The organism is Rudanella lutea DSM 19387, assembly GCF_000383955.1.
Lineage (GTDB): Bacteria > Bacteroidota > Bacteroidia > Cytophagales > Spirosomataceae > Rudanella > Rudanella lutea.
In genome coordinates this window covers 1,492,456-1,518,140 of sequence record NZ_KB913013.1, presented here as the reverse complement: position 1 = coordinate 1,518,140, position 25,685 = coordinate 1,492,456, and the positions used below count along the sequence as shown (strand labels likewise).

General features: G+C 57.1%; 14 protein-coding genes. 12 read left to right on the top strand and 2 right to left on the bottom strand.

Translation table 11 applies throughout. From position 1 onward, the window contains the following. Nucleotides 1-4: 4 nt before the first annotated feature. The 6 genes from RUDLU_RS0106370 (at nt 5) to RUDLU_RS0106345 (ending at nt 10,285) form a co-directional block, all read left to right on the top strand. Nucleotides 5-1,546 (top strand): hypothetical protein, encoded by a 1,542-nt coding sequence (locus RUDLU_RS0106370; protein WP_019987522.1) that lies wholly within the window; start codon nt 5-7, stop codon nt 1,544-1,546. Between the two features lie 28 nt (nt 1,547-1,574). Further along, entirely contained in the window at nt 1,575-3,851 is a 2,277-nt protein-coding gene (locus RUDLU_RS0106365) for an alpha-L-rhamnosidase-related protein (protein WP_019987521.1), read from the top strand. After that, the gene (locus RUDLU_RS0106360; protein ID WP_019987520.1) at nt 3,848-6,007 is read left to right on the top strand and encodes a TIM-barrel domain-containing protein; all 2,160 of its coding nucleotides are present in this window, start codon (nt 3,848-3,850) and stop codon (nt 6,005-6,007) included. The genes RUDLU_RS0106365 and RUDLU_RS0106360 overlap by 4 nt, the downstream gene beginning before the upstream one ends. Before the next feature lie 85 nt (nt 6,008-6,092). Next, nucleotides 6,093-7,418, top strand: coding sequence for a Gfo/Idh/MocA family protein (locus RUDLU_RS0106355; protein ID WP_019987519.1), 1,326 nt, complete (start codon nt 6,093-6,095; stop codon nt 7,416-7,418). A 110-nt stretch (nt 7,419-7,528) separates the two neighbouring features. Beyond that, complete coding sequence (locus tag RUDLU_RS0106350) at nt 7,529-8,716, top strand: MFS transporter (protein ID WP_019987518.1); 1,188 nt, start codon at nt 7,529-7,531, stop codon at nt 8,714-8,716. A gap of 57 nt (nt 8,717-8,773) precedes the next feature. Further along, nucleotides 8,774-10,285, top strand: a complete 1,512-nt coding sequence (locus RUDLU_RS0106345) for a sulfatase family protein (protein ID WP_027302822.1) — start codon at nt 8,774-8,776, stop codon at nt 10,283-10,285. Nucleotides 10,286-10,307: 22 nt separating this feature from the next. On the opposite strand, the gene RUDLU_RS0106340 is transcribed toward RUDLU_RS0106345, so the two are convergent. Continuing rightward, on the bottom strand, nt 10,308-10,757 hold the full coding sequence (locus RUDLU_RS0106340; protein ID WP_019987516.1) for a DinB family protein: 450 nt from the start codon (nt 10,755-10,757) through the stop codon (nt 10,308-10,310). Nucleotides 10,758-10,991: 234 nt separating this feature from the next. Between RUDLU_RS0106340 and RUDLU_RS0106335 the strand changes: the two genes are divergently transcribed. Further along, nucleotides 10,992-11,294, top strand: coding sequence for a rhodanese-like domain-containing protein (locus tag RUDLU_RS0106335; protein WP_019987515.1), 303 nt, complete (start codon nt 10,992-10,994; stop codon nt 11,292-11,294). Here the strand turns inward: RUDLU_RS0106335 and RUDLU_RS0106330 are convergent, their stop codons facing one another. After that, a complete protein-coding gene (locus RUDLU_RS0106330) occupies nt 11,295-15,569 on the bottom strand; it encodes a hybrid sensor histidine kinase/response regulator transcription factor (protein ID WP_019987514.1) in 4,275 nt (1,424 codons plus the stop codon). A 177-nt stretch (nt 15,570-15,746) separates the two neighbouring features. On the opposite strand from RUDLU_RS0106330, the gene RUDLU_RS0106325 reads away from it, so the two are divergent. From RUDLU_RS0106325 to RUDLU_RS0106305, 5 genes are all read left to right on the top strand, one after another. After that, nucleotides 15,747-18,470: a PQQ-dependent sugar dehydrogenase gene (locus RUDLU_RS0106325; RefSeq protein WP_019987513.1), complete on the top strand. Its 2,724-nt coding sequence runs from the start codon at nt 15,747-15,749 to the stop codon at nt 18,468-18,470. 204 nt (nt 18,471-18,674) lie between these two features. Further along, nucleotides 18,675-19,508 carry a 3-keto-disaccharide hydrolase gene (locus RUDLU_RS0106320; RefSeq protein WP_019987512.1) on the top strand — a complete coding sequence of 278 codons (834 nt, stop codon included), beginning with the start codon at nt 18,675-18,677 and terminating at the stop codon, nt 19,506-19,508. Between the two features lie 285 nt (nt 19,509-19,793). Next, entirely contained in the window at nt 19,794-22,835 is a 3,042-nt protein-coding gene (locus RUDLU_RS0106315; protein WP_157580103.1) for a SusC/RagA family TonB-linked outer membrane protein, read from the top strand. Nucleotides 22,836-22,858: 23 nt separating this feature from the next. Then, nucleotides 22,859-24,487: a RagB/SusD family nutrient uptake outer membrane protein gene (locus RUDLU_RS0106310; protein WP_019987510.1), complete on the top strand. Its 1,629-nt coding sequence runs from the start codon at nt 22,859-22,861 to the stop codon at nt 24,485-24,487. 69 nt (nt 24,488-24,556) lie between these two features. After that, a complete protein-coding gene (locus RUDLU_RS0106305) occupies nt 24,557-25,675 on the top strand; it encodes a glycoside hydrolase family 88/105 protein (RefSeq protein ID WP_019987509.1) in 1,119 nt (372 codons plus the stop codon). The last annotated feature ends 10 nt before the right edge of the window (nt 25,676-25,685 follow it).

Sequence of the window (25,685 nt, the reverse complement as noted above, 5' to 3'; positions counted from 1 at the left end):
AAACATGAAGAAGATCGTCGTACTTTGTATCGCCCTGTTTCTGATAGGGGCAGGGGTTTTCTCTGCTCAGCCAGACGCCGTACATTCCAAAAAATACACCTACGCCACCCTCTCCCGCTACCAGAAACAGTTGTTCGAAACGTTTCTGGCGGATGAAATACCGGCGGGCAAGCAGGTGGCCGATGTTCTGACCAATCGAACCAGTTTGCGCACCAAAACCCGACTGGCCGAGGCTCTCCTATTTCGCAATCAGCGGGGCGACAAGGAAAACGCGGCCGAGATTCTGCGGTGGATTCTGAAAAATCAGCATCGCGATGAAAACACCCGGATTTACGGCATCTGGAAAACGTCCATCGACGACGATAAGCTGGACCAAAACTGGCGGGAGTTTATCGGCTGCGACCTCATCTTAATCCGCAAAAATTTCAGTCATTTACTCCCCGAAGACCTGCGGAAAGAAATCGAAGTGGGCCTGATTCACGCGGCCAAGGGGGCTTTGAAACGCAACGTCGCGCCCGATTACACCAACATCTCTATCATGAGCGCGTTTCTGATGGCGTATGTGGGTACTGAATTCAAGCTCGACGAGCTACGAAATGCGGGTCAGCAGAAAGCCCGCGACATTTTCAACCTCTACCAGAAACACCACACGTTCAGCGAATTCAACTCACCCACGTACTACGGCGTTACCCTGATAGCCATTGCCTTATGGCGCGAACTTGCCCCATCGGCCGAGATGCGGCAGATGGGCCAAACGCTTGAACGTGAGTTCTGGCACGAAGCCGCTACCTTCTACCACCCGACCCTCCAGAACATGCCGGGACCGTACTTCCGCGGCTACGGTATGGACATGCGGAAGTATTTCGCCATCATGGGCATCTGGATTGCCGTGGCCGTAGACAACGAAAAGCAGGCTCCTATGCCCCCCGCCAAAGGCCCCAAATACGGCGAAATGAGTAATCTGGCGCCTATTTTCGCGCTGGGGCTGTCGATTCCGAAAGCGGATTTGGCCGCGCTCACCCGCTTCAGTGGCCCCCGTTACCTTAGCCGAACGGTTCCCAACAGCTACAAGGGCGATAGCCTCAAACAGGTCACGGCTACCCTAACCGACAACTGGATGATGGGGGGCGTGTGGGGGAATCGGCGCGTGTGGGGGCAGATCAAAACGGGTACCTTGCACTGGAAAACCGCCGACGGCGACATTGGCTGGCTCCTCGTGCCCGGCGATGGCAAAACCAATGTTCGGGTCGATAAAACCACCATGAGCCTGTACTGCGCTGACCCAACCACCACTACGCTGACGGTGTATATCGGTGTGCCCAACGTCCAAACCGACGCCTTTACCGACACCCGCTGGAACCTGCCTTCTATGCCGCTGGGCGTTCGGACTGCGCTCAGGAGGTTGAGCGTTGAACGGGTAGACTCGGCCCGGTTCGAAGATGAATGGGCGGTTTCGGAACCTTGTCCAAATGTGATTCGTGTCGTTTACGAAGTGCCGACTGACTTGAATAATGCGATGCCTTTGCTCGAAATCAATTGCTTATAAGCTCCCTTACAACCTCCTGATAACTTACATGCTCCGCTTTCTCCTTTTCTCCTTCCTCGTCGTATTTGTCTATACCGCCATGGGCCAAGCGCTACCCGCCCCCCGGCAGCTTCGCGTTGACTTACTCAAGAATACACAAGCCGTTAGTCAACGCGGCAAACCGGTGGTGGCAAGCCTGAGCGAGGCCGGAAAACAGCCAACTCAATATCAGTTTGCCGCCATCGCGAGTACCAACCCTACATTCAGTTGGGAGCTTGACGCCCAAATCGCCCGGCAAACGGGCTACCGGGTTTTGGTGGCCACCAAACCTGAGCAACTGGCAGCGGGTAAAGCAGATATTTGGGATTCACAACGGCAATCCTCCGGGCAAGCGCGGGTCGTTTATGCCGGAAAACCGCTCGTGGCCGGGAACGTTTATTACTGGACGGTTCAGGTCTGGAACGCAAACGGACAGTCCACGGCCCTCGCCAAACCCGCTTCGTTTCTCTACACCGAGCAGAATCCCGCCGAACGTTTTGCGTATTACCCGCTGGTGGCCGAGGTCCAGAAGCCCCGCCTGGTCCAGAAAACCGGTTCTGGTTCGTATTTTGTGGACTTCGGGAAAGATGCCCTGTGCCAGTTGAAACTCCACCTCGACAGTCCTGAGAATGATACAGTTTGGGTGGAAGTGGGCGAGGCCGTAAGTGCTCCGTACACCATCAACCCCAAAGCGGGTATGCGCATCCGCTACCTCAAAATGCCGCTGGCTGTTCGCAAAGGCAAGCACGACTACCAACTCGACTGGCCCGTTGACACGAAACGGAACAGCCGCAATCCGGTGCAGATGCCCGACTATATTGGCGAGGTTTACCCGTTCCGTTACGTGACGGTTTCCAACGTAAAGGGCCCCTTCGACCGAGCGTCGGTGAGCCGGACCATGGCTCACTATCCCTTCGATGAACAGGCCGCGCAGTTCACTTCCAGCGACACCATTCTGAATCAGATTTGGGACCTCTGCAAGTACTCCATCAAAGCCACAAGCTTCACAGGCTACTACGTGGACGGCGACCGCGAGCGGATTCCGTATGAGGCCGATGCGCTCATCAACCAGTTGTCGCATTATGCCGTCGATGCCGAATACAGCATGGCCCGGCGCAGCATGACCTATCTGCTCTATAACCCGACCTGGCCCACCGAATGGAGTTTGCAGAACGTCCTGATCGCCTGGAACGATTACCTCTATACAGGCGATGACCGGCTGCTGAAAACCTATTACCCCGAACTTCAGAAAAAAATCCTGATGCCGCTGGCGGGCGAAAACGGGCTTATCAGCACCCGCACGAACAAACAAACCGACGAGTTTCTGACCTCCATCCACATCACCAAGACCTTCGACGGTCGGCGGGGCCTCCACGACATTGTGGATTGGCCCCAAAACGGCGAGTACATCAGCCCCGAAAAGGAGCATAAAGGCGAAACCGACGGCTTTGTGTTTACCACCTACAACTCGGTGATCAACGCCTTTTACTACCGCAATCTGGTGCTGATGGCGCAGATTGCCCAGGCCTTGAAAAAACCCGACGATGCCGCTTTCTACAAAGCCAAAGCGCAGGAGGTGTATTCGGCCTACCAAACGGTGTTCCGCAACCCCAAAACCGGCCTGATTAAAGACGGCGACGGCACGGACCACAGCTCGCTCCACGCCAACATGTTTGCGCTGGCGTTTGGACTGGTTGCCGCTGCCGACGTACCCGCTGTTGGGCAGTTTATCAAAAGCCGCCGGATGGCGTGCAGCGTGTACGGCTCTCAGTTCCTGATGGACGCCCTGTACGACTCAGGCATGGGCGATTACGCTTTTGACCTGATGACAGCCACTACCCAGCGCAGCTGGTACAACATGATTCGCGTCGGTTCAACCATTTCGATGGAGGCCTGGGACATCGCCTTCAAACCCAACCTCGACTTGAGCCACGCCTGGGGAGCCGCCCCCGCCAACCTGATTACCCGGAAGCTGATGGGCGTTGAACCACTCACCCCCGGCTTCGATACGTTCCAGATAAAACCTCAACTGGGTCGGCTAACCAGTGCGGCTGCAACCATCCCCACGATCAAAGGGCCCGTAACGGTTTCGATCAAAAAATCGGCTGATGCCCAAACAATGGAAGTAAGCGTACCAGGCGGCTCAACGGCCACGGTGTACGTGCCAACCACGTCCGCCCAATCGCAACTGACCGTTGACGGGAAAAGGACCGTAATGGGGGCGCAGGGTGGTTATTTTCGGGTCGACAAGGTACCGTCAGGCAAACACACATTCGTACTGAAATGAAGCAGACAAACCGAATTTTAGGCTTGCTGTGCGTGCTGCTATTCGCGGGAGGGAGCAAGGCCCAACCGGGGCTAAATTGGACCGAGGTGCATCCGGGTATCTGGAAACTCACGGTCGGGAAGCCGCAACGCATCAGCCTGCTGAGTGCTGCCGAAGCAACGCCCAACCGCCGGGGGCTGGCCGAGTTACCCAAAACAGCTTTCCCGCTCGATAAAGCCGGGATTTCGGTGAAAATTGTTAACCAGAAAACCTACCTCCGATTTCCGTTGGAGCGCGAAGAACAGTTGTTTGGCCTGGGGCTGAATTTCCAGACCGTCAATCAGCGGGGGCGTATCCTAAATCTACACATGGACCATTACGGCGGCAAAGACAACGGCCGCACCCACGCACCAGTGCCATTTTATGTGTCGTCGCGGGGGTACGGGGTGCTGATTGATGCGGCTCGCTACCTCACCGTGTACGCGGGTACGGCCGTGCGCACCGACACCCGGAATCCGCCCGTTCTGAGCGACCGAAACACCGATAAGAAATGGTCGTCGCAGCCGTATTCCGATGCCGTTGAGGTGCTCGTACCGGCCGATGGGGCCACGATTTACGTTTTTAGTGGCCCCACACCCATGCAGGTGGTGCAACGCTATAACCTGATGAACGGCGGTGGTTATTTGCCGCCCAAATGGGGGCTTGGCTTCACGCAACGCGTCCCAACACTGTACTCCCAAATCGATATTCTAAACGAGGTTAAGAGCTTCGAAGCCCACAACTTCCCGCTCGATTTTATCGGTGTTGAACCGGGCTGGCACAGCATGGCTTACCCTTGTACGTTTGAGTGGGACAAAACCCGGTTCCCCAACCCCAAAAGCTTTCTGGACAGCCTGGCGCGCCGGGGAGTCAGCGCCAATTTGTGGCTCAATCCGTACGTTTCGCCTACGGCTTCGCTTTACCCCAAAATCAAGCCACTGGCAGGTTCACACACCGTCTGGAACGGCATTGTTCCCGATTTTACCCTGCCGCAGGCCCGGCAGGCGTTCAAAGATCACTTCATGCAACAGCACCTGAAGCTGGGCGTTGGCGGGTATAAAATCGACGAGGTAGATGGCTACGACAATTGGGTTTGGCCCGATGTGGCCACGTTCCCGTCGGGTCTGGAAGCCGAGCCGATGCGCCAAACCTACGGCCTGATGGTGCAAACCATGACCGGGAGCTGGTTCCGGGAGCTGAACAAACGAACCTACGGCCTGGTGCGGGCATCCAACGCAGGCGCGAGCAACTTCCCGTATGTGATCTACAACGACTACTACAGCCACAAGGATTTTATCACGGCGCTGGTCAACAGTAGTTTTATCGGGGTGCTATGGACGCCCGAAGTCCGGGCCTCACCGAGTGCCGAAGAGTGGGTCCGGCGGATGCAGTCGGTCTGTTTTTCGCCCATGGCCATGCTCAACGCCTGGGCCGACGGCACCAAACCCTGGACGTTCCCGGAGGTGGAGAAGGCTGTTTCGGAGGTGGCCAATTTGCGGATGCAATTGCTGCCATACCTGTACTCGACCTTTGCGCAGTACCATTTTGAGGGCAAGCCGCCGTTTCGGGCTATGAATCTGGTGGAGGGGTTCGGTTTTAAACCGACCACCGTTGCGGGTACGTTCGACGCTACGGCCAATCCGTATGCCATGAGCATTCGGAAAGACATCAAAGACCAGTACATGATGGGCGATTACCTGCTGGTAGCTCCCATGTTTACGGGCGAAAAAAGCCGCAAGGTGTACCTGCCCGCCGGGAAGTGGTACGATTTCTACACGGGCAAACTGGTGGGCGAAAACGAGGAAATCACGATCAACCCATCCCTCGACAAAATCCCGCTTTTTGTGAAAGACGGTGGCCTGATTCCGATGGTGCCACCCCGTCGGCAGGCCCCCAAACCGGGCGAGGTATTGCCGCTGGAGGTGCGTCATTACGGCACCCTGCCCGGTAGCTTCCTGCTGTACGACGATGACGGTGTTTCGTTCGACTACGAACGCGGTGCCTATTCATTCACCCGGTTGAGTGTTATAAAAGACCCAAACGGTCCTTTAAAAGGGCAGGAGATTACGGTGCCAAAAGGCAAACCGTTTGGCTATTCCGCGTCAGTGAAATGGACGTTTATGTCAGTTGGTCAGTAGTTTAAGAGAGCTGTCGAAGGGCTACGCGTCAGCTGTCACCAAGGAAACGATATCAAAGTTTGCGTTAGTCTTAACTTTTTCAAAAATGGAAAACGAAAAATCAACCTCCCTCAACCGCCGGGACTTTTTAGGCAAGGCCGCCACCGCTGCGGCTGGTTTTATGATTGTCCCCCGGTTTGTGCTGGGCGGCAAACGTCCCGACGGAACCAAATACCTCGCTCCCAGCGACATTATTTCGCTCGGCTTCATCGGCACGGGCAAGCAGGGGCGCGGCCTCACCACCTCGTTTCTGGGCACCAACGAGGTGCGCATTGTCGGGCTGGCCGAAGTGTACAAAGCCAAAGCCCAGCTGACCCTCGACCGCATCAAGGCACATTACGAAAAAAATACCCAATTGGGTAGGTACAGCGATATTTCGGTGTACAACGATTTCCGGGAGTTACTGGGTCGTAAAGACGTGGACGCCGTGGTGATTGCCACCCCCGACCACTGGCACGCGGCTATGGCCGTTCGGGCGGCTCAGGCGGGCAAGGACATTTACTGCGAAAAGCCGCTGGCCCTGACCGTGAAGGAAGGCCGGGCGATGGTGAAGGCCGCCCGCAAATACAACCGCGTGTTCCAGACCGGCAGCATGCAGCGCTCGTGGCCGGAGTTTCGCCAAACCGCCGAGCTGGTTCGGAACGGCTACATCGGCCAAATCAAGCAGATCAAGGTGAACGTAGGGCCACCACCCAAACCGTACGACCTCCCCGCCGAACCCATTCCCGACGGCCTCGACTGGTCGGCCTGGCTGGGGCCCAATATGCCTGTTGCGTTCAACTCCGAACTGGCTCCCCCGCTCTCGAAAGACGTGTTTCCGAACTGGCGCAACTACAAAGAGTTTGGCGGAGGCATGGTGACCGACTGGGGGGCGCACATGTTCGATATTGTGCAGTGGGCGCTGGATATGGACAATAGCGGCCCCGTAGAAGTGATTGCCCCCGATGGCAAGGAGCACCCGTTCCTGACCTACAAATACGACAACGGCATTGTGATGACCCACGAAAAATGGGATTGGAACAACGCCATTCACTTCATCGGAACCGAAGGCGAAATCAAGGTGCAGCGCCGGAAAATCGAAACGACGCCCGTTTCGCTGGCAACGAAAGTCATCGGTGAGAACGAGAAGCACGTGTATAAGAGCGAAAACCATTACAAGGACTTCCTCGACGCCATGCGCAAGCGAAGCAAGCCCATTTGCGACGTGGAAATTGGTCACCGCACGGCTTCCGTTTGCAACATCGGCAACATTGCCTATCAGCTCAAACGCCCGCTGCAGTGGAATCCGAAAAAGGAGAAATTCAAAGGCGACAAAGAAGCCAACGCACTCCTCGGCCGCGACATGAATAAGGAGTGGGGCATTAAGATTTAGTCAGGAGGTCGAAACAGCCGTAGTGTGTACAGTGGAGTGCCAGCCCGGTCCACTGTACACCTAACCTCACTAAAGGTGCTCGTCTCCAGTCTTTTATTCTAACGTGAGTTATGGAAGTAGCCATCCAGGCAAGGCAGGTCCTGAAAGCGCGTCAGGCCACCCAGTTAATTTTTCTGGTCTGCGGTTTAGGCATGTCCAGTTGGGCGCCCATGATTCCGTTCGCCAAAGAACGGTTAGCCTTGAACGATGCCAACCTGGGCTTGCTACTTCTGCTGTTGGGGGGTGGTGCCATGCTGATGATGCCCATTTCGGGTTGGCTGGTGAGCCGCCGGGGTAGCCGTATCGTTATGGCTGGGGCGGGTCTGGTCATGGCCGGGGTGCTGCCCCTGTTGCTTATTCTCGCGTCCACACCGGCTATGGCTGTAACCCTGTTTGTGTTCGGGGCCAGCATCGGCACCATCGATGTCGCCATGAACGCGCACGGTGTACAGGTCCAGAACCTGTACGGCAAACCAATCATGTCGTCCTTACACGGTTTGTTCAGTGTGGGAGGGCTGTTCGGTTCGCTGGGTTTGGGCTTTCTGGTCAAGCTGGGGCTTAACCCCGTTTATGCCATTGTGGGCATTGCCGCGCTCATGGTTGTCATCACCCTCACGCAGTACAAAAACTTGTTTCCTGTAGCGATGGAGCAACAAGCGATTGCCCATTTCTCGGGCGTGGAGGCCAAACCAGCCGAGCACAAGCAACCGTTCCAATGGCTGCACGCGCGGGTTTTGTTTCTGGGGCTGATGTGCTTCGCCGTTTTTCTGGCCGAAGGAGCCATCCTCGATTGGAGTGCCCTCTTTCTGCAGGAAGTCAAAGGTATATCGCTGGAATTTGCCGGTGCAGGCTATGCTGCTTTTTCGGTGGCAATGGCCGTTATGCGACTCATGGGCGATACGCTGGTGGCTCGCCTGAGCGGTAAAACAGTTGTGGTGGGGGGTAGTCTGGTTGGGGCCGTCGGCTTGGGCATTGCCGTTTTGAGCCCCTGGGTGGTTGGGGCACTGACTGGTTTTGTGCTGCTGGGATTAGGCGTCGCCAATGTGGTTCCCATCTTTTTCAGTGAAGCAGGCCGATTACCCGGCATTTCGCCAACGGTAAGCATCCCGGCCATTACGACCATTGGCTACACAGGGATGCTGGCCGGACCGGCCCTACTGGGGTTTATTGCCCATCATTTTTCGCTCACCATTGCGTTAGGCGGCTTAGCCGGTCTGCTGGCGCTGGTCGCACTGAGTTACCGGATAAAAGGCCATTAAATACATGCCTTAGCATACCAAGTTTGCCCTTCACTACTACGTTTGAGTTTGATAACAATGAAACCCTTTCTACAAATAATAGCCCTGGGGAGCGCTTTGCTTTCGCTGGCCTTCATGGTTCCAACCCAGACGAAGCAGCGGCCCAACATTGTGTACATTCTGGCCGACGACCTCGGCTACGGCGATGTGTCGGCTTATAACCCGGCGGGTGGCATTGCTACGCCCAACATCGATAGGCTGGCGGCTCAGGGAATGCGCTTCACCGATGCGCACTCGCCCTCGTCGGTGTGTACACCCACCCGCTACTCGATTATGACGGGCCGTTACCCCTGGCGAAGCCGCTTGCCGGTGGGCGTTTTACGGGGATACAGCCGCACGCTGATTGAACAGGATCGGGCTACGGTGGCTTCGTTGCTCAAAAAAGAGGGGTATCAGACCGCCGTGGTGGGCAAGTGGCACTTGGGCGTCGATTGGGTGGTGAAACCCGGTAAAGAAGCCTTGCTGGCTGATGCCGAGTACGGAATCAAAACCGAAATGAACCCCGACGATATCGACTACGCCAAACCCGTGGCGCAGGGGCCCAATACGGTTGGGTTCGACTATTCGTACATTCTGCCGGCCTCGCTCGATATGCCGCCCTACTGCTACCTCGAAAATCACCGGCTCGAAGCCGAGCCCACGGCGTACACTAAGGGCAATAAGATCGAATCGGGGTATTCGGGGCCGTTCTGGCGCGAAGGTAAAATGGCCCCGGCCTTCGATTTTCACGGGGTTTTGCCCCGGTTTATCGACAAGGCGATGGCGTTTCTGAATCGCCAAACCGCCCAGAAGCCGTTTTTTCTGTACCTGCCGTTGGCGGCTCCGCACACACCCTGGATGCCTACCGATACCTACACCGGCAAGTCGAAAGCGGGTGAGTACGGCGATTTTGTGCAACAGGTCGACGCGGCTGTGGGGCAGATTCTCCAAACCCTCGACCGGCAGGGGCTGGCGCAGAACACCATCGTGATTTTTGCGAGCGACAACGGCCCGTACTGGCGTCCCGATTTTGTGCAGCGTTTCAACCATAAATCGGCGGGGGAGTTTCGGGGCATGAAAGGCGATGCTTTTGAAGGGGGCCACCGGATTCCGTTTATCGTGCGTTGGCCGGGTCATGTCAAACCTAATTCGGTGAGTGGCGCGACCACCACTTTAGCCAACCTGATGGCTACCTGCACCGATTTGCTGGGCAACCGGTCGGCCGCGTTTAAGCCCGAAGACAGCTACAGCATCCTGCCCGTGCTGACGGGGAAAGCCAAACAGGTGCCCAACCAACCGGCCGTGGTGCACAGCTCGTCTATCGGCTATTTTGCCATCCGCAAAGGCGACTGGAAGCTGATCGAGGGCCTGGGGTCCGGCGGTTTCACCGATCCCAAAGAGATTAAACCCACGGCGGGCGGTCCACAGGGGCAGTTGTTTAATCTGGCTGCCGACCCCGCCGAAACCAACGACCTGTACACCCAACATCCCGAAAAAGTAGAGGAGCTACGGACGTTGCTGGCCGAGATTAAGGCGAAGAAGATGCAGTAAGATTAGGCCCTGGGAGTTCGGCTTAATGCCCGTATTTCACCACAATGGCTAATTGACCCGCGTGATAAGCCGTGTGCGACGTGATACGGCCCAGTGCCTGTGCTTTGGTTCGACGGCCAAATTCCTTGGTTTCGATAATCACATCCCAGTCGGAGACCGACTGGGCCAGAATCGCTTTTTCCAAACTTTCAAACGCGTAATTCTGGTATTCAAGCAGTTCCGAGAGGTTGGTCCATTCGCCGGTGTCGCGCTGGGCTATAACCGTCTTGGCGCTCACTTTGAGGTCGGTTTGGCCGAATACATTGCGGGCAAAAAGCAGTTCGACATCGGCGATGTGCCGAATCAGAAACCCCGCCGAATTGACCGAATCGCCTAATTTTTTGTTGAGGTCGGCTTCGGTAAGGGTGGCCAGCTGATTCGAGAAACGGGTGCGGGCTTCCTGCCAGAGGGCGTGTAGGTGTTCGGTTGTCATGGTTCAGAATGAAGGTGTTTGTGTCTCAGTGCTGGACATTAGATGTTGGACATTAGACCTCCCTACAGAATGGTAGTACGTCTAACGTCTAATGTCTGAAGTCCAAATGTCCAGTACTGAATGTTTGTGTAGTCAAAAGTGGTGAAAGAAATAAGACTCATGCGTGATAAATGTCACGGAATAGGATGATTTGTGCCGCCACCTTTGTGTCATCATTCTAAAACAAACACACAGATGCTTTCGCTTTTTAAGTCAATTTTCGGAGGAGGAAACAACGAACAGATCGATGCGGTACGGGCGCAGGGAGCTGTTATTATTGATGTCCGGTCGCCGGGCGAGTTTGCCGGTGGGCACGCCAAAGGAGCGGTCAACATCCCGCTCGATGTGCTCGACAGTAAGTTAAACACCATTCGCAACTACAAGAAACCCGTGATTGTGTGCTGCGCGTCGGGCATGCGGAGTGCTCGCGCCAAAGCCCTGCTGGGTAACCGGGGGCTTACCGAAGTCTACGACGCCGGTAGCTGGCGGAATCTGTAACTACTCGTCTGGGTTGCCCCTGTGTTGCCGGGCGTACTCCGACGGCGAGAGATTATACAGGTTCTGGAACGTCCGCCGGAAGTGTTTCAGGTCCTCAAAACCGACCTGATGCGCCACTTCCGATACGCGTAATCCACCCGTAGTCAGCAGTTGGGCGGCTCGTTTCATGCGCACATCGCGGATAAACTCGACCACTGTTTGCCCCGTAATGGCTTTGATCTGCCGGTAAAATGCCGACTGACTCATGCCCATTTCACGGACGAGCGTCGGTACCGAAAATTCAGGATCGGCCAGGTGCGTTTCGACTATCTCCATCGCTTTTTCGAGGAGTTGTTTCTCGGCGTCCGGGATCACGACGGTGGTGGGTTTGAGCAGAATCTGCCGGTCGTAATACTCGCGGAGCCGCGCCCGGCTTTGCAGCATGACCGATACCTTCGTGAACAGGATTTTCGGGTTAAACGGTTTGACCATGTACTCGTCGGCACCGGTTTCGAGGCCCTCCAGTTCGTGGGCAGCTGCTACCCGCGCTGTCAGGAGTACCACCGGAATATGCATTGTTTTGGGGTGCTGCTTGAGTCTTTGGCAAAGCTCCAGCCCGTTGCTGCGGGGCATCATCACATCGCTCACCACCAGGTCGGGGAGGAGGGAGAGCGCCTTGTCCCAACCGTCGAGGCCATCGGTAGCGGTGTGCACCTCGTAGGCCGGGCTAAACAGGTCCGAGAGGTACTGCCGAAGCTCATCGTTATCCTCCACGAGCAAAATCCGACCCGAAGGTGTCGGGGTTGGGGTGGCAATGCGTTCGGGCAGGAGGGGGATTTCGGCCGACGGGTGGGGGTCGGCCGGGGTTTCGTCTGCAATCGACTCAGGGGCGAGGTGTGCCTGTCCAAACGGCAACCGGATGGTAAAAGTGGTACCTGCGCCGGGGGCACTCTGCACCGTAACCTCGCCCGCGTGAGCCTCCACAAACTGCTTCACCAGCGACAGCCCGATGCCCGTGCCCATCATCCGCAGCGTGTTGGTGTGCGAAGCCTGGTAATACGGGTCGAAAATCTGGGCTACCTCGTCGGGTCTCATACCGATGCCCCAGTCCTGCACCATGAGTTGCAGGTAGTTGTTACTGAGCTGATTGTTGTAAAAAAGGGCGGCTTCGTCGGGGGAGCCAGCCATCGAAATAGTCACCCGAATTTTTCCGTTTTCGGGCGTGTATTTAAACGCGTTGGACAGCAGGTTGGTCAACACGATTTCGAGCTTTGCCCGGTCGAAGTACAGCGGCACGGGCTCCGTTGGGGCTTCCATGTCGTAGTCGAGGTGCATCTCTTCGGCTTTGAGCTTGAAAATGAGGAATATCTCGGTAACAAACGACAGAATATTGCCCCGCTCCGCCCGCAGCGATACATGTCCCGACTCTACCTTCCGAAACTCCAGCAATTGATTGACCAGATCGAGCAGTTTGCGGGTTTGCTGGTGCATCAGCAACACCTTGTCGCGCAGCCCGCCCGCCATTCCCGCCGACACCAGCTCGTCGAGTGGGCCCATGATGAGCGTCAGGGGCGTGCGTAACTCGTGCGAAACGTTCGTGAAAAACCGGAGCCGGTTGTCGGTCACTTCTTTCTCTTTTTCGGCTTTGTATTGCTCCAGCGCCAGTTCGTTTTGCAGGGTTTGCTGCGTTACGGTGATGCGCCGGTACAGTAGCAACGCGCTCACAGTCAGTACCGTGTACAGCAGGTAAGCCCAGCCCGTTTTCCACCAGGGCGGCAATACCGTAATCTGTAGGGTAGCGGGTTTGGCCGACCATTGCCCCTCGCCGTTGCCCGCCCGCACTTCAAGCGTGTAGTCGCCCGCGGGTAGGTTGGCAAAGTTGGCCGTGCGTTGCCCCGGTGCGGGATGCACCCACGCGTCGTTGTAGCCAATGAGCCGGTAGGCGTAGGTATGCTTTTGGGGGTTGGCGTAATTGAGGCCGACAAACTCGATCGAAAAGTCGTTTTCGGCGGCTTTGATGGTCAGCGTTTGGGTCTGATTGAGCGTTTGGGAGAGCACGACCCGCCCGTTTACCTCGTCGCCCACCGGTACAATTTTGTTGAAAATGCGAAGATTCGTGAGCTGAACAACCGGCGGGTAGGGGTTGGGCCGGATCAGCCGGGGCTGGAAGTACGTCACCCCCTTGATCCCGCCAAAATACAGGGTTCCGTCGGCATCGCGGTAGGCCGCGCCCACCTTAAACGAATTGCTTTGCAGGCCGTCGGCCACGTCGTACCGGATGGCCTGCCCCGTTGTGGGATTGAAGCGTAACAAACCGGCACCCCCCATCCAGAGGTCACCCTGTTCGTCCTGCAAAATGCTTTCGATGTTGGGCTCGGCAATCACCCGATCGAACCGGCGGATGTGTTCGCGGCCCTGCCGGTCGGTGGTGAGTTGGTGGAGCCCCCCGCCAATGGTGCCGATCCAGAGCCGTCCGAGCCGGTCTTTCAGCAGGGGCCAGGTGTAATTGACCCGTAAACTGGCCGGGTTGTTGGGGTCGTGCCGAAACTGCCGGAGTACCCGGAGCGAGTCGGGGCCAATCTGTAATTTCAGCAATCCTGTGCCGCGTGTACTGGCCCAAAGCACATCGGTAGCCCGGTCGTACAGCAAAAACGTGATCTGGTTGGTGGGCAAACGGCCATTATCGGCGCTGAAATGCCCCAGAAGTTGCCCCTGCCGGTCGAATCGGAGCAACCCTCTCTCGAAACTCCCAACCCAAATAGTACCGAACCGGTCTTCCACTATGGTTTCGAGGCTGGTAGAGCCGAGCGAAAGCCCCCCCGGTAAGGTGGTCAGGGTCGACAGGCGGCCGTTGCGCAGTATCTTGAGGCCACTGTAGCGGGTGCCCACCCACAGCGTACCGTCGGTTGTTTGGTGAAACGAAGCCACATCGACACCCGTTGCATCGCCGGGCAGGGGGCGGCTCTCGTAGTTCTGGTACGTTCGGGTGGTGAGGTCGTACCGCGAAAAACCGTTGCGGGTGCCTATCCAGAGCCAGTTACGGGTGCGGTCTTTGTAAATGGCGTTGGCGTAGTTGTTGGGCAAGGTGGGCTGTTGCGAAAATCGCCGTTGCAGGTTCTCAAAAGGCTTGTGGCCCAAATCGACCTTGTTGAGCCCCCCGGCCGACGCGGCCAGCCACAAAATCTGGTTTCGATCCTCAAAAATCTGGTGCACCCGCCCCGAGTTGATGCTGTGCGGGTCGTCGTCGCGGGGGTAAAAGGTTGTCGGCCGACCCTGGTCAATAGGAGGTTGGCCTGCCGGAGCCGGACCCGGTAAGCCGGGCCAGAACAGCAGCCCGTAGTTGGTTCCTACCCACAAATGCCCGAAGGAGTCGAAATGAATCGACTCAATTTCGTCGAACGTGCCGTTGAGCGGGGTTAGCCCGGACCGGCCCGTTGTTAACCCTCCGCTGTTGTAGGTCCAGAAAATCTGTTCGTCGGTGCCAATCCAGAGGCCGCCCCGTCGGTCGGCGTGTAGCGCACGCACGGTGGGCAAATCACCAGACCCGGAAGTCCGGTTGTGGGGGAGAGCCACGGTCCGGGCGCGGGGTGTGCCCGAGGGGGCTACCCACCAGAGGCCTTCGTGCGCTGTGCCAAACCAAACCGTGCCCGACCGGTCGGTAATGAGCGTTGTGACCCAGAAGTCGGCTTGCGTGCCAACGGGAACGCGGGTAAGGCTGGTAAGCTGTTGGCCGTCGTTGAGGGTGAGCAAAAATAATCCCTCCCGGCGCGTACCGACCCACACCCGCCCCTGCGTATCCGACGTGATCGCTTCTACATTGGCCAGATCGAGCCGGTCGAGCAGGGCGCGGTCGACGGTCGCGGTGGCCAGTTGACGCAGGCTGACGAATCGGTCGCGGTGAGTGTCGTACAAACTGACGCCAACGCTCTCGGAGCCCGCCCACAACCGCCCGCGGGTGTCGGTGTACACGGCCCGCAGCCGGTTACCCGCCAGTCCGTTGCGGGGGTTTACGGGGAGCAGGTAGCTACGGAGTTCGTAGCCGTCGTACCGATTGATGCCCTGATTGGTGCCGATCCAGATGAACCCGGCCCGGTCTTGCGTAACGCACATGGCGTCGCTGTGCGAAAGCCCCTGGTCGACGGTGATGTGCTCAAACCAGACCCGGTCAGGCGTGACCCGGTCAGGCGTGACCCGGTCTGGACTGACCCGGTCAGCCTTAGGGGGCTGAGCCGCACCCGGAAGGCTGGTGATGACCCCAATGACCCCCCAAAAAATAAATAGCCGAAACCACTTCATGATCAGGGACCAATTTACCCCTCTAATTTGACGAAAACGGACCCTTACCAACGGATTTCGCCCTTCTAAATTTGTCTAATTTACGATGTTTTTTGAGGAGAAAGGCTGACACAAATCGGTAAGAAATAGCGCCGGTTTTGTTTGTCATTCTGTATCAATCTGTTGCCAAACGTTTTTATGTTCACTTCTCTACTCAAGTACAGCTTACCCTTTGGGATTCTGGCCGGGCTTACTACCCTGCCCGCTTTCCATCGGGGTACCGACCGGGTACCGGCCCCGGCCCTGGCCGACACCCTGAACCGGCCTGAAGAAAACCGGTTCACCAAAACGGTACTTTCCAACGACCTCAACGAGCCCATGGAACTGGCCGTTGCGCCCGACGGACGGGTGTTTTTTGTCGAACGCGCCGGTAAGTTTTACCTCTACGACCCCGTTCAGAAGAAAACCCGGCTGCTGCACGACTTCCCCGTCAAGGCCGTCGACAAGTATCTGAACGGGTTGCTGGGCATGACCATCGACCCCGATTTTAGCCAGAACCAGTTTCTGTACTTTTTCTACACGATTCAGGAAGGTGAGCAAACGTTGCAACGTATCAGCCGGTTTCGGGTCAACGACGATAGCTCGCTCGATGTAGCCAGCGAAAAATCAATCATCGAATTTCCGATCGACCTGGAGGTAAGTGCGCATACCGGCGGGTCGATGGCGTGGGATGCCCACCGCAACCTGTTTATCTCGACCGGCGACAATACCGTGCCCTTTGAATCGAACGGACACGCGCCCATCGACGCCCGGTCGGGTCGGCTTACGTTCGACGCACAGCGGTCGTCGGGCAATCCGAACGATTTGCGGGGTAAAATCCTGCGGATCAACGTCAAAACCGATGGTTCGTACACCATTCCGGAGGGTAACCTGTTTCCCAAAGGCACCCCCGGCACCCGGCCCGAAATTTACGTGATGGGTTGCCGCAATCCGTACCGCATTTCGGTCGACCCGGCTACGTCGATTCTGTACTGGGGCGAAATTGGTCCCGATGCCGGTACCGACGGGCAGCAGGGGCCACGCGGCTACGATGAGTTCAATCAGGCCAAAAAAGCGGGTAACTACGGCTGGCCCTATTTTGTGGGCGACAACAAGGCCTACCATCAGTATGACTTTGCCACCAAAGCCGTGGGGGCTCTGTACGACCCGATGGCTCCCGTCAATAACTCGCCCAATAATACCGGAGCCAAAACCCTGCCCCCGGCCCAAAAAGCAATGATCTGGTACCCGTACAACGCGTCGGCCGAGTTTCCGAAGCTGGGTGTGGGCGGGCGGTGCGCCATGGGCGGGCCTGTGTATCATTACGACCCCGCACTCAAATCAACTACCAAATTGCCCGCCTATTACGACAAGGCTCTGTTTGTGTACGACTGGATGCGGAACTGGGTGTATGCCGTGCGGCTCGATGCCGACCAGAACTATCAGTACATGGAAGCGTTTATGCCCCAAACAGGCGATTTCCGGCGGCCGGTCGATATGGAAATCGGGGCCGACGGTAGTATCTACATGCTCGAATACGGCTCGGTGTATGGGATCGACAACGAAGACGCCCGGCTGGTACGTATTGACTTTAACGGCGGCAACCGGGCTCCGGTAGCGCGGGCTTCGGCCACGGATACCATCGGGCTGGCTCCGCTGACGGTGGCGTTTTCGGGCGACAAAAGCGTTGATTTCGACAAAGATGCGCTCCGGTACGCCTGGCGCTTCGAGGGGAACAAAGTAGCCTCGACGGAGGCCAATCCGACATACACCTTCCGCAAAAACGGCATCTACCGGGCTACCCTGACCGTGACCGACCCGGCGGGCAAGGTGAGCACCGACACCGTGACCGTAAAAGTGGGCAACACCACCCCGCAGGTGGCTGTATCGACCGGGCAAAACCGGACGTTCTTCTCTCCGCAGGCCACGCCCTTTGCCTATACCGTGCGCGTGACCGACAAAGAAGACAAGGTGATCGACAAAAAGAACCTGAAGGTGGTGCTCAACTATATTCCGAAGGTCAGCAGCGAGCCGATGATGGGCCATCAGCAACTGACGTCGACATACAGTTTGGGGAAATCGCTGGTGGCTGGCTCCGACTGCAAGGCCTGCCATCAGGTAGCCGCCAAATCGGTCGGGCCGTCGTTTACGGAGGTGGCCAAGCGCTACCGCGACGACAAAACCGCTACTGCCAAACTGGCCAACAAGGTCATCATTGGCGGGGGTGGTGTCTGGGGCGAACATGCCATGAGTGCGCACCCGCAACTCTCGCGCGAAGAGGCCACCGAGATGATCAAATACGTGCTTTCGCTGGGTACCGAGCCAACCGAAAATCGACTGCCACAGCAGGGTACGCTGACGCTCAATCAACACGTGGGCAAAGAGCAGGAAGGACGCTATGTACTGACGGCCTCGTACACCGACAAAGGTGCGTTGTTGCCGCCCAAGGCCCCGTTGGCCCTCACCAAAACGGATGTGTTGGTACTCCGCCCGACCAAAGTGATTGCCAGTGAGGCCGATGTGCTCTCCAATATGACCCGGCAGGGCAAACGGCTGGGTACTATTCACCATCAGTCGTATTTTGTGCTCAAGAACATCGACCTGAAAGGCATCGATCAGCTCACGTACCGTTATTCATCGAAAGATAAAGGCGCTACCATTGAGGTGCATATCGACTCGCCCACGGGCCCGGTGGTGAGCACGCTGGCGTACAAGCCTACGGGCGACTGGCGCAAGTATGAAGAAGTGAGCACCCCCGTTCGGGACCCCGGTGGCATGCACGACTTGTACGTGGTGTTTGTGAAGCCCGAAGGCCCCAACCGCGACCTGTTCAGCCTCGAATGGCTCCTGTTTGGCAAGCCCACGGCGGTAGCTGAGAAATAAGAAGCTGTTTGAGTTAATCCCTTTGGCCCGTAAGGGCAGCTTTTGGTCGCTGCCTGCGCCACTTTTTTGGGCCGTAGCAAGCGCTACGACCGGCAAAAACTGGCTTGTCAGCAACCAAAATTCGCTCCCTGCGGCCTCAAATCGCTAACTCAAACAGCTTCTAATGCAATCACCTAATTTTCCCATAACCTTATGCTTCGACTTATGTTTTTACTCCCTCTCTGCCTGCTGGCGCTCCTCAGCCTTGGGCAAGGCCGCTCGAAAGGCACCGGGTGGATCGAACTGTTTAACGGTAAAGATCTGAAAGACTGGACCGTGAAAATCTCGGGCCATCCGCTCAACGAAAATTACGGCAACACTTTCCGGGTCACCGACGGCAAGCTGACGGTCAACTACGACGGTTATACCTCGTTCGACAATCAGTTTGGGCATATTTTCTACAAGAAGCGTCCGTTTTCGGCGTATCTGCTCGTGCTCGAATACCGGTTTGTGGGGCAGCAGGCACCGGCGGGTCCCGGCTGGGCGATCCGTAACAGCGGGGCGATGCTCCACGGGCAGGCCCCCGAAACCATGACCGTGAAACAGGACTTCCCGATCTCGCTCGAAATGCAGCTGCTTGGGGGCGACGGGCAGCACGAGCGGCATACCGCCAACCTCTGCACGCCCGGCACGCACGTTGAAATGAACGGCAAGCTGTTTACGCCCCACTGCATCGACTCAAAGTCGAAAACGTATCACGGCGACCGTTGGGTACGGGCCGAGGCTCTGGTGCTGGGCGATTCGGTGATTCACCACATTGTAGAGGGTGATACCGTGCTGACCTACGAGAAACCCCAAATCGGCGGGGGCACTGTGTCGAACCATGACCCGGCCCAGAAGAAAGACGGCCAACCCCTGCGCGGGGGCTACATCTCGTTGCAGAGCGAAAGCCACCCGATTGAGTTCCGGCGGGTAGCCGTGTACGACCTGGAACCGTACATGCAGAAGCCCGAGGCCCTGCGGAAGGTGTTGCGGCAGTTGCAGACCCGCAAGCTGTAGCCGACCAACCGACAGAATGATACCCGGCCCGAGTCCGAATTGCCTGCTGGCAGTTTGGGCTCGGGCCGGTTTTTGTTTGTTCGGCCGGAGCCGAAACGCATCCCGGAGCCGAAGTTTCCCCAAAAAGCTGGCCCAGACGAATTACCCCCTGTTTTCTGGCGAATTATGCCCCCCGGTGGACGCTGTCTGGTGGCTAGTTTTGCACTATTCAAATGTTTGATTTATTCGTTTCTGGTACTTAGTAAAGAAAATCACCGAATAGCCAAGAAACTTTTCAGCCGTTCTATGAATCTCAAAAGGCTACTTTTTTGCGGGGCGTTGCTTCCAGTCAGTGGAATGTTGGCCCAACCGACTGCCTACGCGGGCAGTCCGCTTCATGCCGCCGTCCGACCCTCTGTCTTCTCCGCCGATCGGTTCGATGTGCAGGTGCTCACGATCACCGGGCAGGTGACCGACGAAAAAGGGGAGGGGCTGCCGGGCGCCAGTGTGTCGCTGAAAGGCTCAACAATTGGGGCCAATACCGATGCGCAGGGGAATTACACGCTCCGCATTCCCGACGGTACCGCCAACCCGGTGCTGGTGATTTCGTACATCGGCTACGCGGCTCAGGAAGTAGCCGTTGGCAACCAGACGGTGGTGAATGTGCAATTGAAAGCCGACGCCAAATCGCTGAATGAAGTGGTGGTAGTGGGGTACGGTACTCAGAAACGCTCCGACATTACGGGGGCCGTGGCCTCGGTGCCCAAGGCCCGCCTGTCGCAGTTGCCCGTGACCAACGTGTTGCAGGCCGTACAGGGCTCCGTAGCCGGGGTCAACATCAGTCAGTCGTCGTCGGTGCCGGGAAGCGCCCCCTCGACCATTATCCGGGGGCAGAACTCGATCAACGCCAACTCGGGGCCCTACGTGGTTGTCGACGGGATTCCGCTCAGCAAAACGGGGGGCTCGCTTAACGACGTCAACCCGAACGATATTGAGTCAATCGAGATTCTGAAAGATGCGTCGGCTGTAGCCATTTACGGAACCAACGGGGCCAACGGCGTTATCCTGATCACCACCAAGCGGGGCACTACCGGCAAGCCGACCATTCGGTACAGCAACTACGCTGGGGTCGAGAATTTCGCCCACATCCTGCGGCCCCGCAACGGCGAGGAGTACGTGCAGAAATACAAAGACTACATGACGCAAACGGGTCAGAAACTGGTGAATCCGGTCCCGAACTTTGAAGAGCTGAGCAACTACAACGCCGGTATCACTACCGACTGGATTAAGGAGGCTACGCAAACCGGTGTGTTGCAGGACCACAACCTGAGCATTTCGGGCGGTACCAGCAACGTACGTTACTTTGTTTCGGGGGCTTACCTCGATCAACAGGGCGTTATCAAAGGCTACCAGTACAAGCGGGCCAGTTTCCGCTCCAATCTGGATGTCAACGTGACGGACTTCCTGACGGTGGGTACTTCGCTCTTTATCGCCAACAATAACCGCGACGGTGGCCGGGCCAACCTGCTCAACGCAACGGCCATGAGCCCCTACGGGCAGGAGTACAACGCCAACGGGACGTACAAAATCTACCCGATGTTTCCTGAGCAGCTGTACACCAACCCCATGCTCGGCCTCACCACCGACCGGGTCGACCGGAACACCAACCTGAACGGAAATGGCTACGCGGAGGTGAAATTTTCGGGCGCGCTCGAAGGACTCAAGTTTCGTCTGAATGCGGGTTACTCGTACATTCCGGCCCGCACAGGTAGCTACGTGGGGCGCAGTGCCAACGACCTGCTCGGAACGGCCAACACGTTTTTCTCGGAAACCAATAGCTTCACGCTCGAAAACATCCTGACCTACACCCGCGACTGGGGCAAGCACCATTTCGACTTTACGGGCCTCTACAGTGCCCAACAGCGCAAATATGCCACGGCAAGCGGTTCGGCTACGGGTTTTGTTAACGACGAACTATCGTTCTACAACCTCGGGGCCGGGGCCACTCAGTCGAGCAACTCATTTGCCGATCGCTACGGCCTGAACTCGCAGATGGGCCGGGTCAACTACTCGTACGATAGCCGCTACCTGTTTACCCTGACGGCCCGTCGCGATGGTTCGTCGGTGTTTGGTGCCAACACGACCAAGTACGGTCTGTTTCCGTCGGCGGCTCTGGGCTGGAATATCAGCAACGAAGCCTTCATGAAAAATGCCACGGTGGTGAGCAACCTGAAACTGCGGTTGTCGTACGGTAAGTCGGGCAACGAGGCCATCAGCGTGTACCGTACCATCACGACGAATAACACGGGCCGGTCGCCGTTCAACGGGGTCAGCACGATTGGTGCTCTGGCGGGTAACCTCGGAAACGCCAACCTGCAATGGGAAACTACGCTGAGCCGCAACATTGGTCTTGACTTCGGATTTCTCAACAACCGGATCAACGGTAGCCTCGAACTGTACAAAAACAACACCAAGGGCCTGTTGCTGCTGCGGAGCCTGCCCATTATCACGGGGTATTCGAGTGTATTTGATAACCTCGGCGAAACCTCGAACACGGGCATCGAACTCACGCTCAATACCCGCAACGTGACCAAAGGGGATCTGAAATGGGAAAGCGGGGTGGTGTTTGCCTCGAACCGCAACCGGATTATCGACCTCTACGGTGACCAGAAAGACGACCTCGGTAACCGTTGGTTTATCGGGCAGCCTATCAGCGTGGTGTACGACTACAAACTGGCCGGTGTGTGGCAGGTGGGCGAAGATGCCTCGTCGCAGGACCCTGGCGCGGTGGCCGGTGATCTGAAATTTGCCGACCTCAACGGCGACAAGAAAATCACGCCCGACGGCGACCGCATGATTCTGGGCCAAACGGCACCCAAGTGGACGGGCGGCCTGACGAACACGTTCCACTACAAAAACTTCCACCTGAACGTGTTTATCCAGACGGTGCAGGGCATCACCCGCAACAACGCCGACCTGACCTATGCCGACGAAACCGGTAAGCGCAATACACCGATTGACGTGGGCTACTGGACCGCCGAAAACAAGAGCAACACCCGGCCCTCGCTGGCCTTCAAAAACCCACGGGGTTACGGGTACGCGTCAGATGCCAGCTTTACCCGCATCAAAGACGTAACCCTCAGCTACGTGTTCGGGGCCAAGGTGCTGGATAAGCTCCGCCTGGGCAGCGCAACCGTTTACGTCAGTGGCCGTAACCTCTACACGTTTACAAACTGGATTGGCTGGGACCCCGAAGCCGTACAGCAGTCGCGCGGGGTGGGCGACTGGGCCAACAACTACCCCCTGACCCGCTCGTTTGTGATGGGCCTGAACCTTAGCCTCCGTTAACCCGACTGCTTACATCCGATCTCATGAAATCATTTGCTAAACTTCTCTTCGTGTCGGTGGTGGTTCTGGCTTCGGCCTGCAAAGACACGTTTCTCGACGAAAAACCCTATTCGTCGTACACACCCGTAACGCTCAACGATTCGCTCGGTTTTGAAGCGCAACTCGTTGGCCTGTACAACCACACCAGCACCATTTTCTCCTGGGCCGACCAGCAGGGATGGCCGAGTGTGTGGCAGGTCGGTACCGACGTAGCCAACGCGACTGCCAACCAGCAGGGCATTGAGATTCCGTACTATAACTACGCGCAGCTGACCTCGACGGATGGCGCAGCCGCCCGGACCTGGAACCGGAGTTACATTATGGTGAACCTGTCCAACATTATCATCAACGGGGCCGAGTCGCCATCGCTGACGGGCATTAGCGCGGGGGGCAAAAACAAGATCAGCGCGGAGGCCAAATTTTTCCGGGCCTATGCGTACAATACCCTGGCGACCTGCTTCGGTGGGGTGCCCCTGCTGACGCAGGCCCTCACTGGCCCCAAAACCGATTTTGTACGGGCACCTATCGAAGACGTAAACAAGCAGATTGTCGATGACCTGACGTTTGCCATTGCCAACCTGCCCGACATCGACAATGTGAAGTCAAACGCGAAAGGGAAGCTCTACGGCCGTGCCAACAAGTTTATGGCGATGCAGCTGCTGGGCGAAGTGTACCTGCGTATGGGTAAGCCCGACCTGGCCGAAGCGCAACTGGGGGCCATTATCAGCAGTGGCAAGTTCAAGCTGGTGAAGAGCCGTTACGGTCTCAAAGCGGGTAGCCCCGGCGATTATTATTCCGATATGTTTGTGTACGGCAACCAGCGCCGGGTACAGGGCAATACCGAGGCTATCTGGGTGCTGGAGCAGGAAAACCCAAGCACCGTAGTGGGCGGTATCACCGACAACCCGCAGCAACGCCGGGTATGGGGGGCAGCCTACCACAATGTGCAGGGCATGGCCCTGTCGGACTCGACGGGTGGCCGGGCGCTGGGCCGCCTGCGACTGAGCAACTGGGTGTTGTATGGCCTGTATAAGCCCGGCGACATTCGTAATTCACAATACAACATCCGTCGTCGGTACGTGTACAACGACCCCACCAAGCCGGCTACCTATGGCAAGCCAGTGCCTTACACGGGTACCGATACCCTGTTCAACATTGCCCCGCACACCACCAAATGGTATCAGTTTGATCCGAACGATACGTTTGGCTACGCCATGGTGAAAGATTTTATTCTGATGCGTTTGGGCGAAACCTATCTGCTGATGGCCGAGGCCCAGGTGAAGCAGGGTAAACTCGAAGCCGCAGCGGCCAGTATTAACACCCTGCGTGAGCGGGCGTTTCCGGGTTACCCGGCGGTGGGCAAAGTGTCGGCGGCTGATATGACGCTCGACTTTGTGCTCGATGAGCGGGCCCGCGAACTAATCGGCGAAGAAAACCGCCGGATGACCCTCATGCGGACCAAAACGCTCGTTGAGCGGGCCAACCGACTCAACGCCAATAACCCCGTAAACCCGATTCGTGGCCTGACGGAGAAAAACCTCCTCATGCCGATTCCGCTGACCGAAATTCAGTTGAACAAAGACGCCGTGCTGGCGCAGAATCCCGGATATTAATTTATACTCACAATTCGATAACGAGTCTTCACCGATTTTTCGGATGGAGACTCGTTTCTTTGGTAGACAATGACCCAACTCCTAACGCTAACTCTCTGGCTGGCCTTGTGCGCGTGGGCCGGAGCCCAGCCCGTGCCCAAACCGGCCGAGGTGCTGCAAACAGTTCAGCACGTTAATGATTACTGGCAAAAAGCCAGACCTACCCACGGGAACGCCTTTTGGGACAATGCCGCCTACCATACCGGTAATATGGAGGCTTATTTTCTGACCAAAAACGAGGTCTACCGGCGTTATTCCGAAGCCTGGGCCGAGCAGAACGAGTGGAAGGGGGCCAAATCGGACAACCGGGCTAACTGGAAGTACACCTACGGCGAAACAGATGAGTACGTGCTCTTTGGCGACTGGCAGATCTGCTTTCAGACCTACGTTGACCTGTACAACCTGCAACCCGACGCCCGGAAGATAGCCCGCGCCCGCGAGGTGATGGAGTTCCAGATGAGTACACCCTACAGCGGGTACTGGTGGTGGGCCGATGGCCTGTACATGGTGATGCCGGTAATGACCAAGCTGTACAAGCTGACCGGAAATCGGCTGTATCTCCAGAAACTGCACGAATACTTCACCTTTGCCAATGGCATTATGTACGATGCCGACACCCGCCTGTACTACCGCGATGCCAAGTATGTGTACCCGGCTCACAAAACGGCCAATGGGCTGAAAGATTTCTGGTCGCGGGGGGATGGCTGGGTGTTTGCCGGCCTTGCTAAAGTGCTGGCCGACCTGCCCGCCGACGACCCGCACCGGGCCGAGTACATCGACAAGTTTAAGGGTATGGCCGAGGCCATCAGGAAAGCGCAGCAACCCGATGGCTACTGGACCCGCAGCCTGCTCGATCCGGCGCAGGCACCCGGCCCCGAAACCAGCGGCACCGCTTTTTTTACGTACGGGTTTCTGTGGGGTATCAACAACGGCCTGCTCGATGAGCGCACGTACCGGCCCACGGTCCTGAACGCCTGGAAATACCTCTCCACGGTGGCTCTGCAACCCGATGGCCGAATCGGGTACGTACAGCCCATTGGTGAGAAAGCCATTCCGGGGCAGGTTGTCAACGCCAGCTCGACTACCAATTTTGGCGTCGGTGCGTTTTTGCTGGCCGCGTGTGAGCTGCATCGGTACGTGTCCAAATAGACCTATTCCA

What these genes read in the sequence shown, in the direction of transcription:
- RUDLU_RS0106370 (WP_019987522.1), top strand. Translation starts at nt 5, where the DNA reads ATGAAGAAGATCGTCGTACTTTGTATCGCCCTGTTTCTGATAGGGGCA.
- RUDLU_RS0106365 (WP_019987521.1), top strand. Translation starts at nt 1,575, where the DNA reads ATGCTCCGCTTTCTCCTTTTCTCCTTCCTCGTCGTATTTGTCTATACC.
- RUDLU_RS0106360 (WP_019987520.1), top strand. Translation starts at nt 3,848, where the DNA reads ATGAAGCAGACAAACCGAATTTTAGGCTTGCTGTGCGTGCTGCTATTC.
- RUDLU_RS0106355 (WP_019987519.1), top strand. Translation starts at nt 6,093, where the DNA reads ATGGAAAACGAAAAATCAACCTCCCTCAACCGCCGGGACTTTTTAGGC.
- RUDLU_RS0106350 (WP_019987518.1), top strand. Translation starts at nt 7,529, where the DNA reads ATGGAAGTAGCCATCCAGGCAAGGCAGGTCCTGAAAGCGCGTCAGGCC.
- RUDLU_RS0106345 (WP_027302822.1), top strand. Translation starts at nt 8,774, where the DNA reads ATGAAACCCTTTCTACAAATAATAGCCCTGGGGAGCGCTTTGCTTTCG.
- RUDLU_RS0106340 (WP_019987516.1), bottom strand. Translation starts at nt 10,757, where the DNA reads ATGACAACCGAACACCTACACGCCCTCTGGCAGGAAGCCCGCACCCGT.
- RUDLU_RS0106335 (WP_019987515.1), top strand. Translation starts at nt 10,992, where the DNA reads ATGCTTTCGCTTTTTAAGTCAATTTTCGGAGGAGGAAACAACGAACAG.
- RUDLU_RS0106330 (WP_019987514.1), bottom strand. Translation starts at nt 15,569, where the DNA reads ATGAAGTGGTTTCGGCTATTTATTTTTTGGGGGGTCATTGGGGTCATC.
- RUDLU_RS0106325 (WP_019987513.1), top strand. Translation starts at nt 15,747, where the DNA reads ATGTTCACTTCTCTACTCAAGTACAGCTTACCCTTTGGGATTCTGGCC.
- RUDLU_RS0106320 (WP_019987512.1), top strand. Translation starts at nt 18,675, where the DNA reads ATGTTTTTACTCCCTCTCTGCCTGCTGGCGCTCCTCAGCCTTGGGCAA.
- RUDLU_RS0106315 (WP_157580103.1), top strand. Translation starts at nt 19,794, where the DNA reads ATGAATCTCAAAAGGCTACTTTTTTGCGGGGCGTTGCTTCCAGTCAGT.
- RUDLU_RS0106310 (WP_019987510.1), top strand. Translation starts at nt 22,859, where the DNA reads ATGAAATCATTTGCTAAACTTCTCTTCGTGTCGGTGGTGGTTCTGGCT.
- RUDLU_RS0106305 (WP_019987509.1), top strand. Translation starts at nt 24,557, where the DNA reads ATGACCCAACTCCTAACGCTAACTCTCTGGCTGGCCTTGTGCGCGTGG.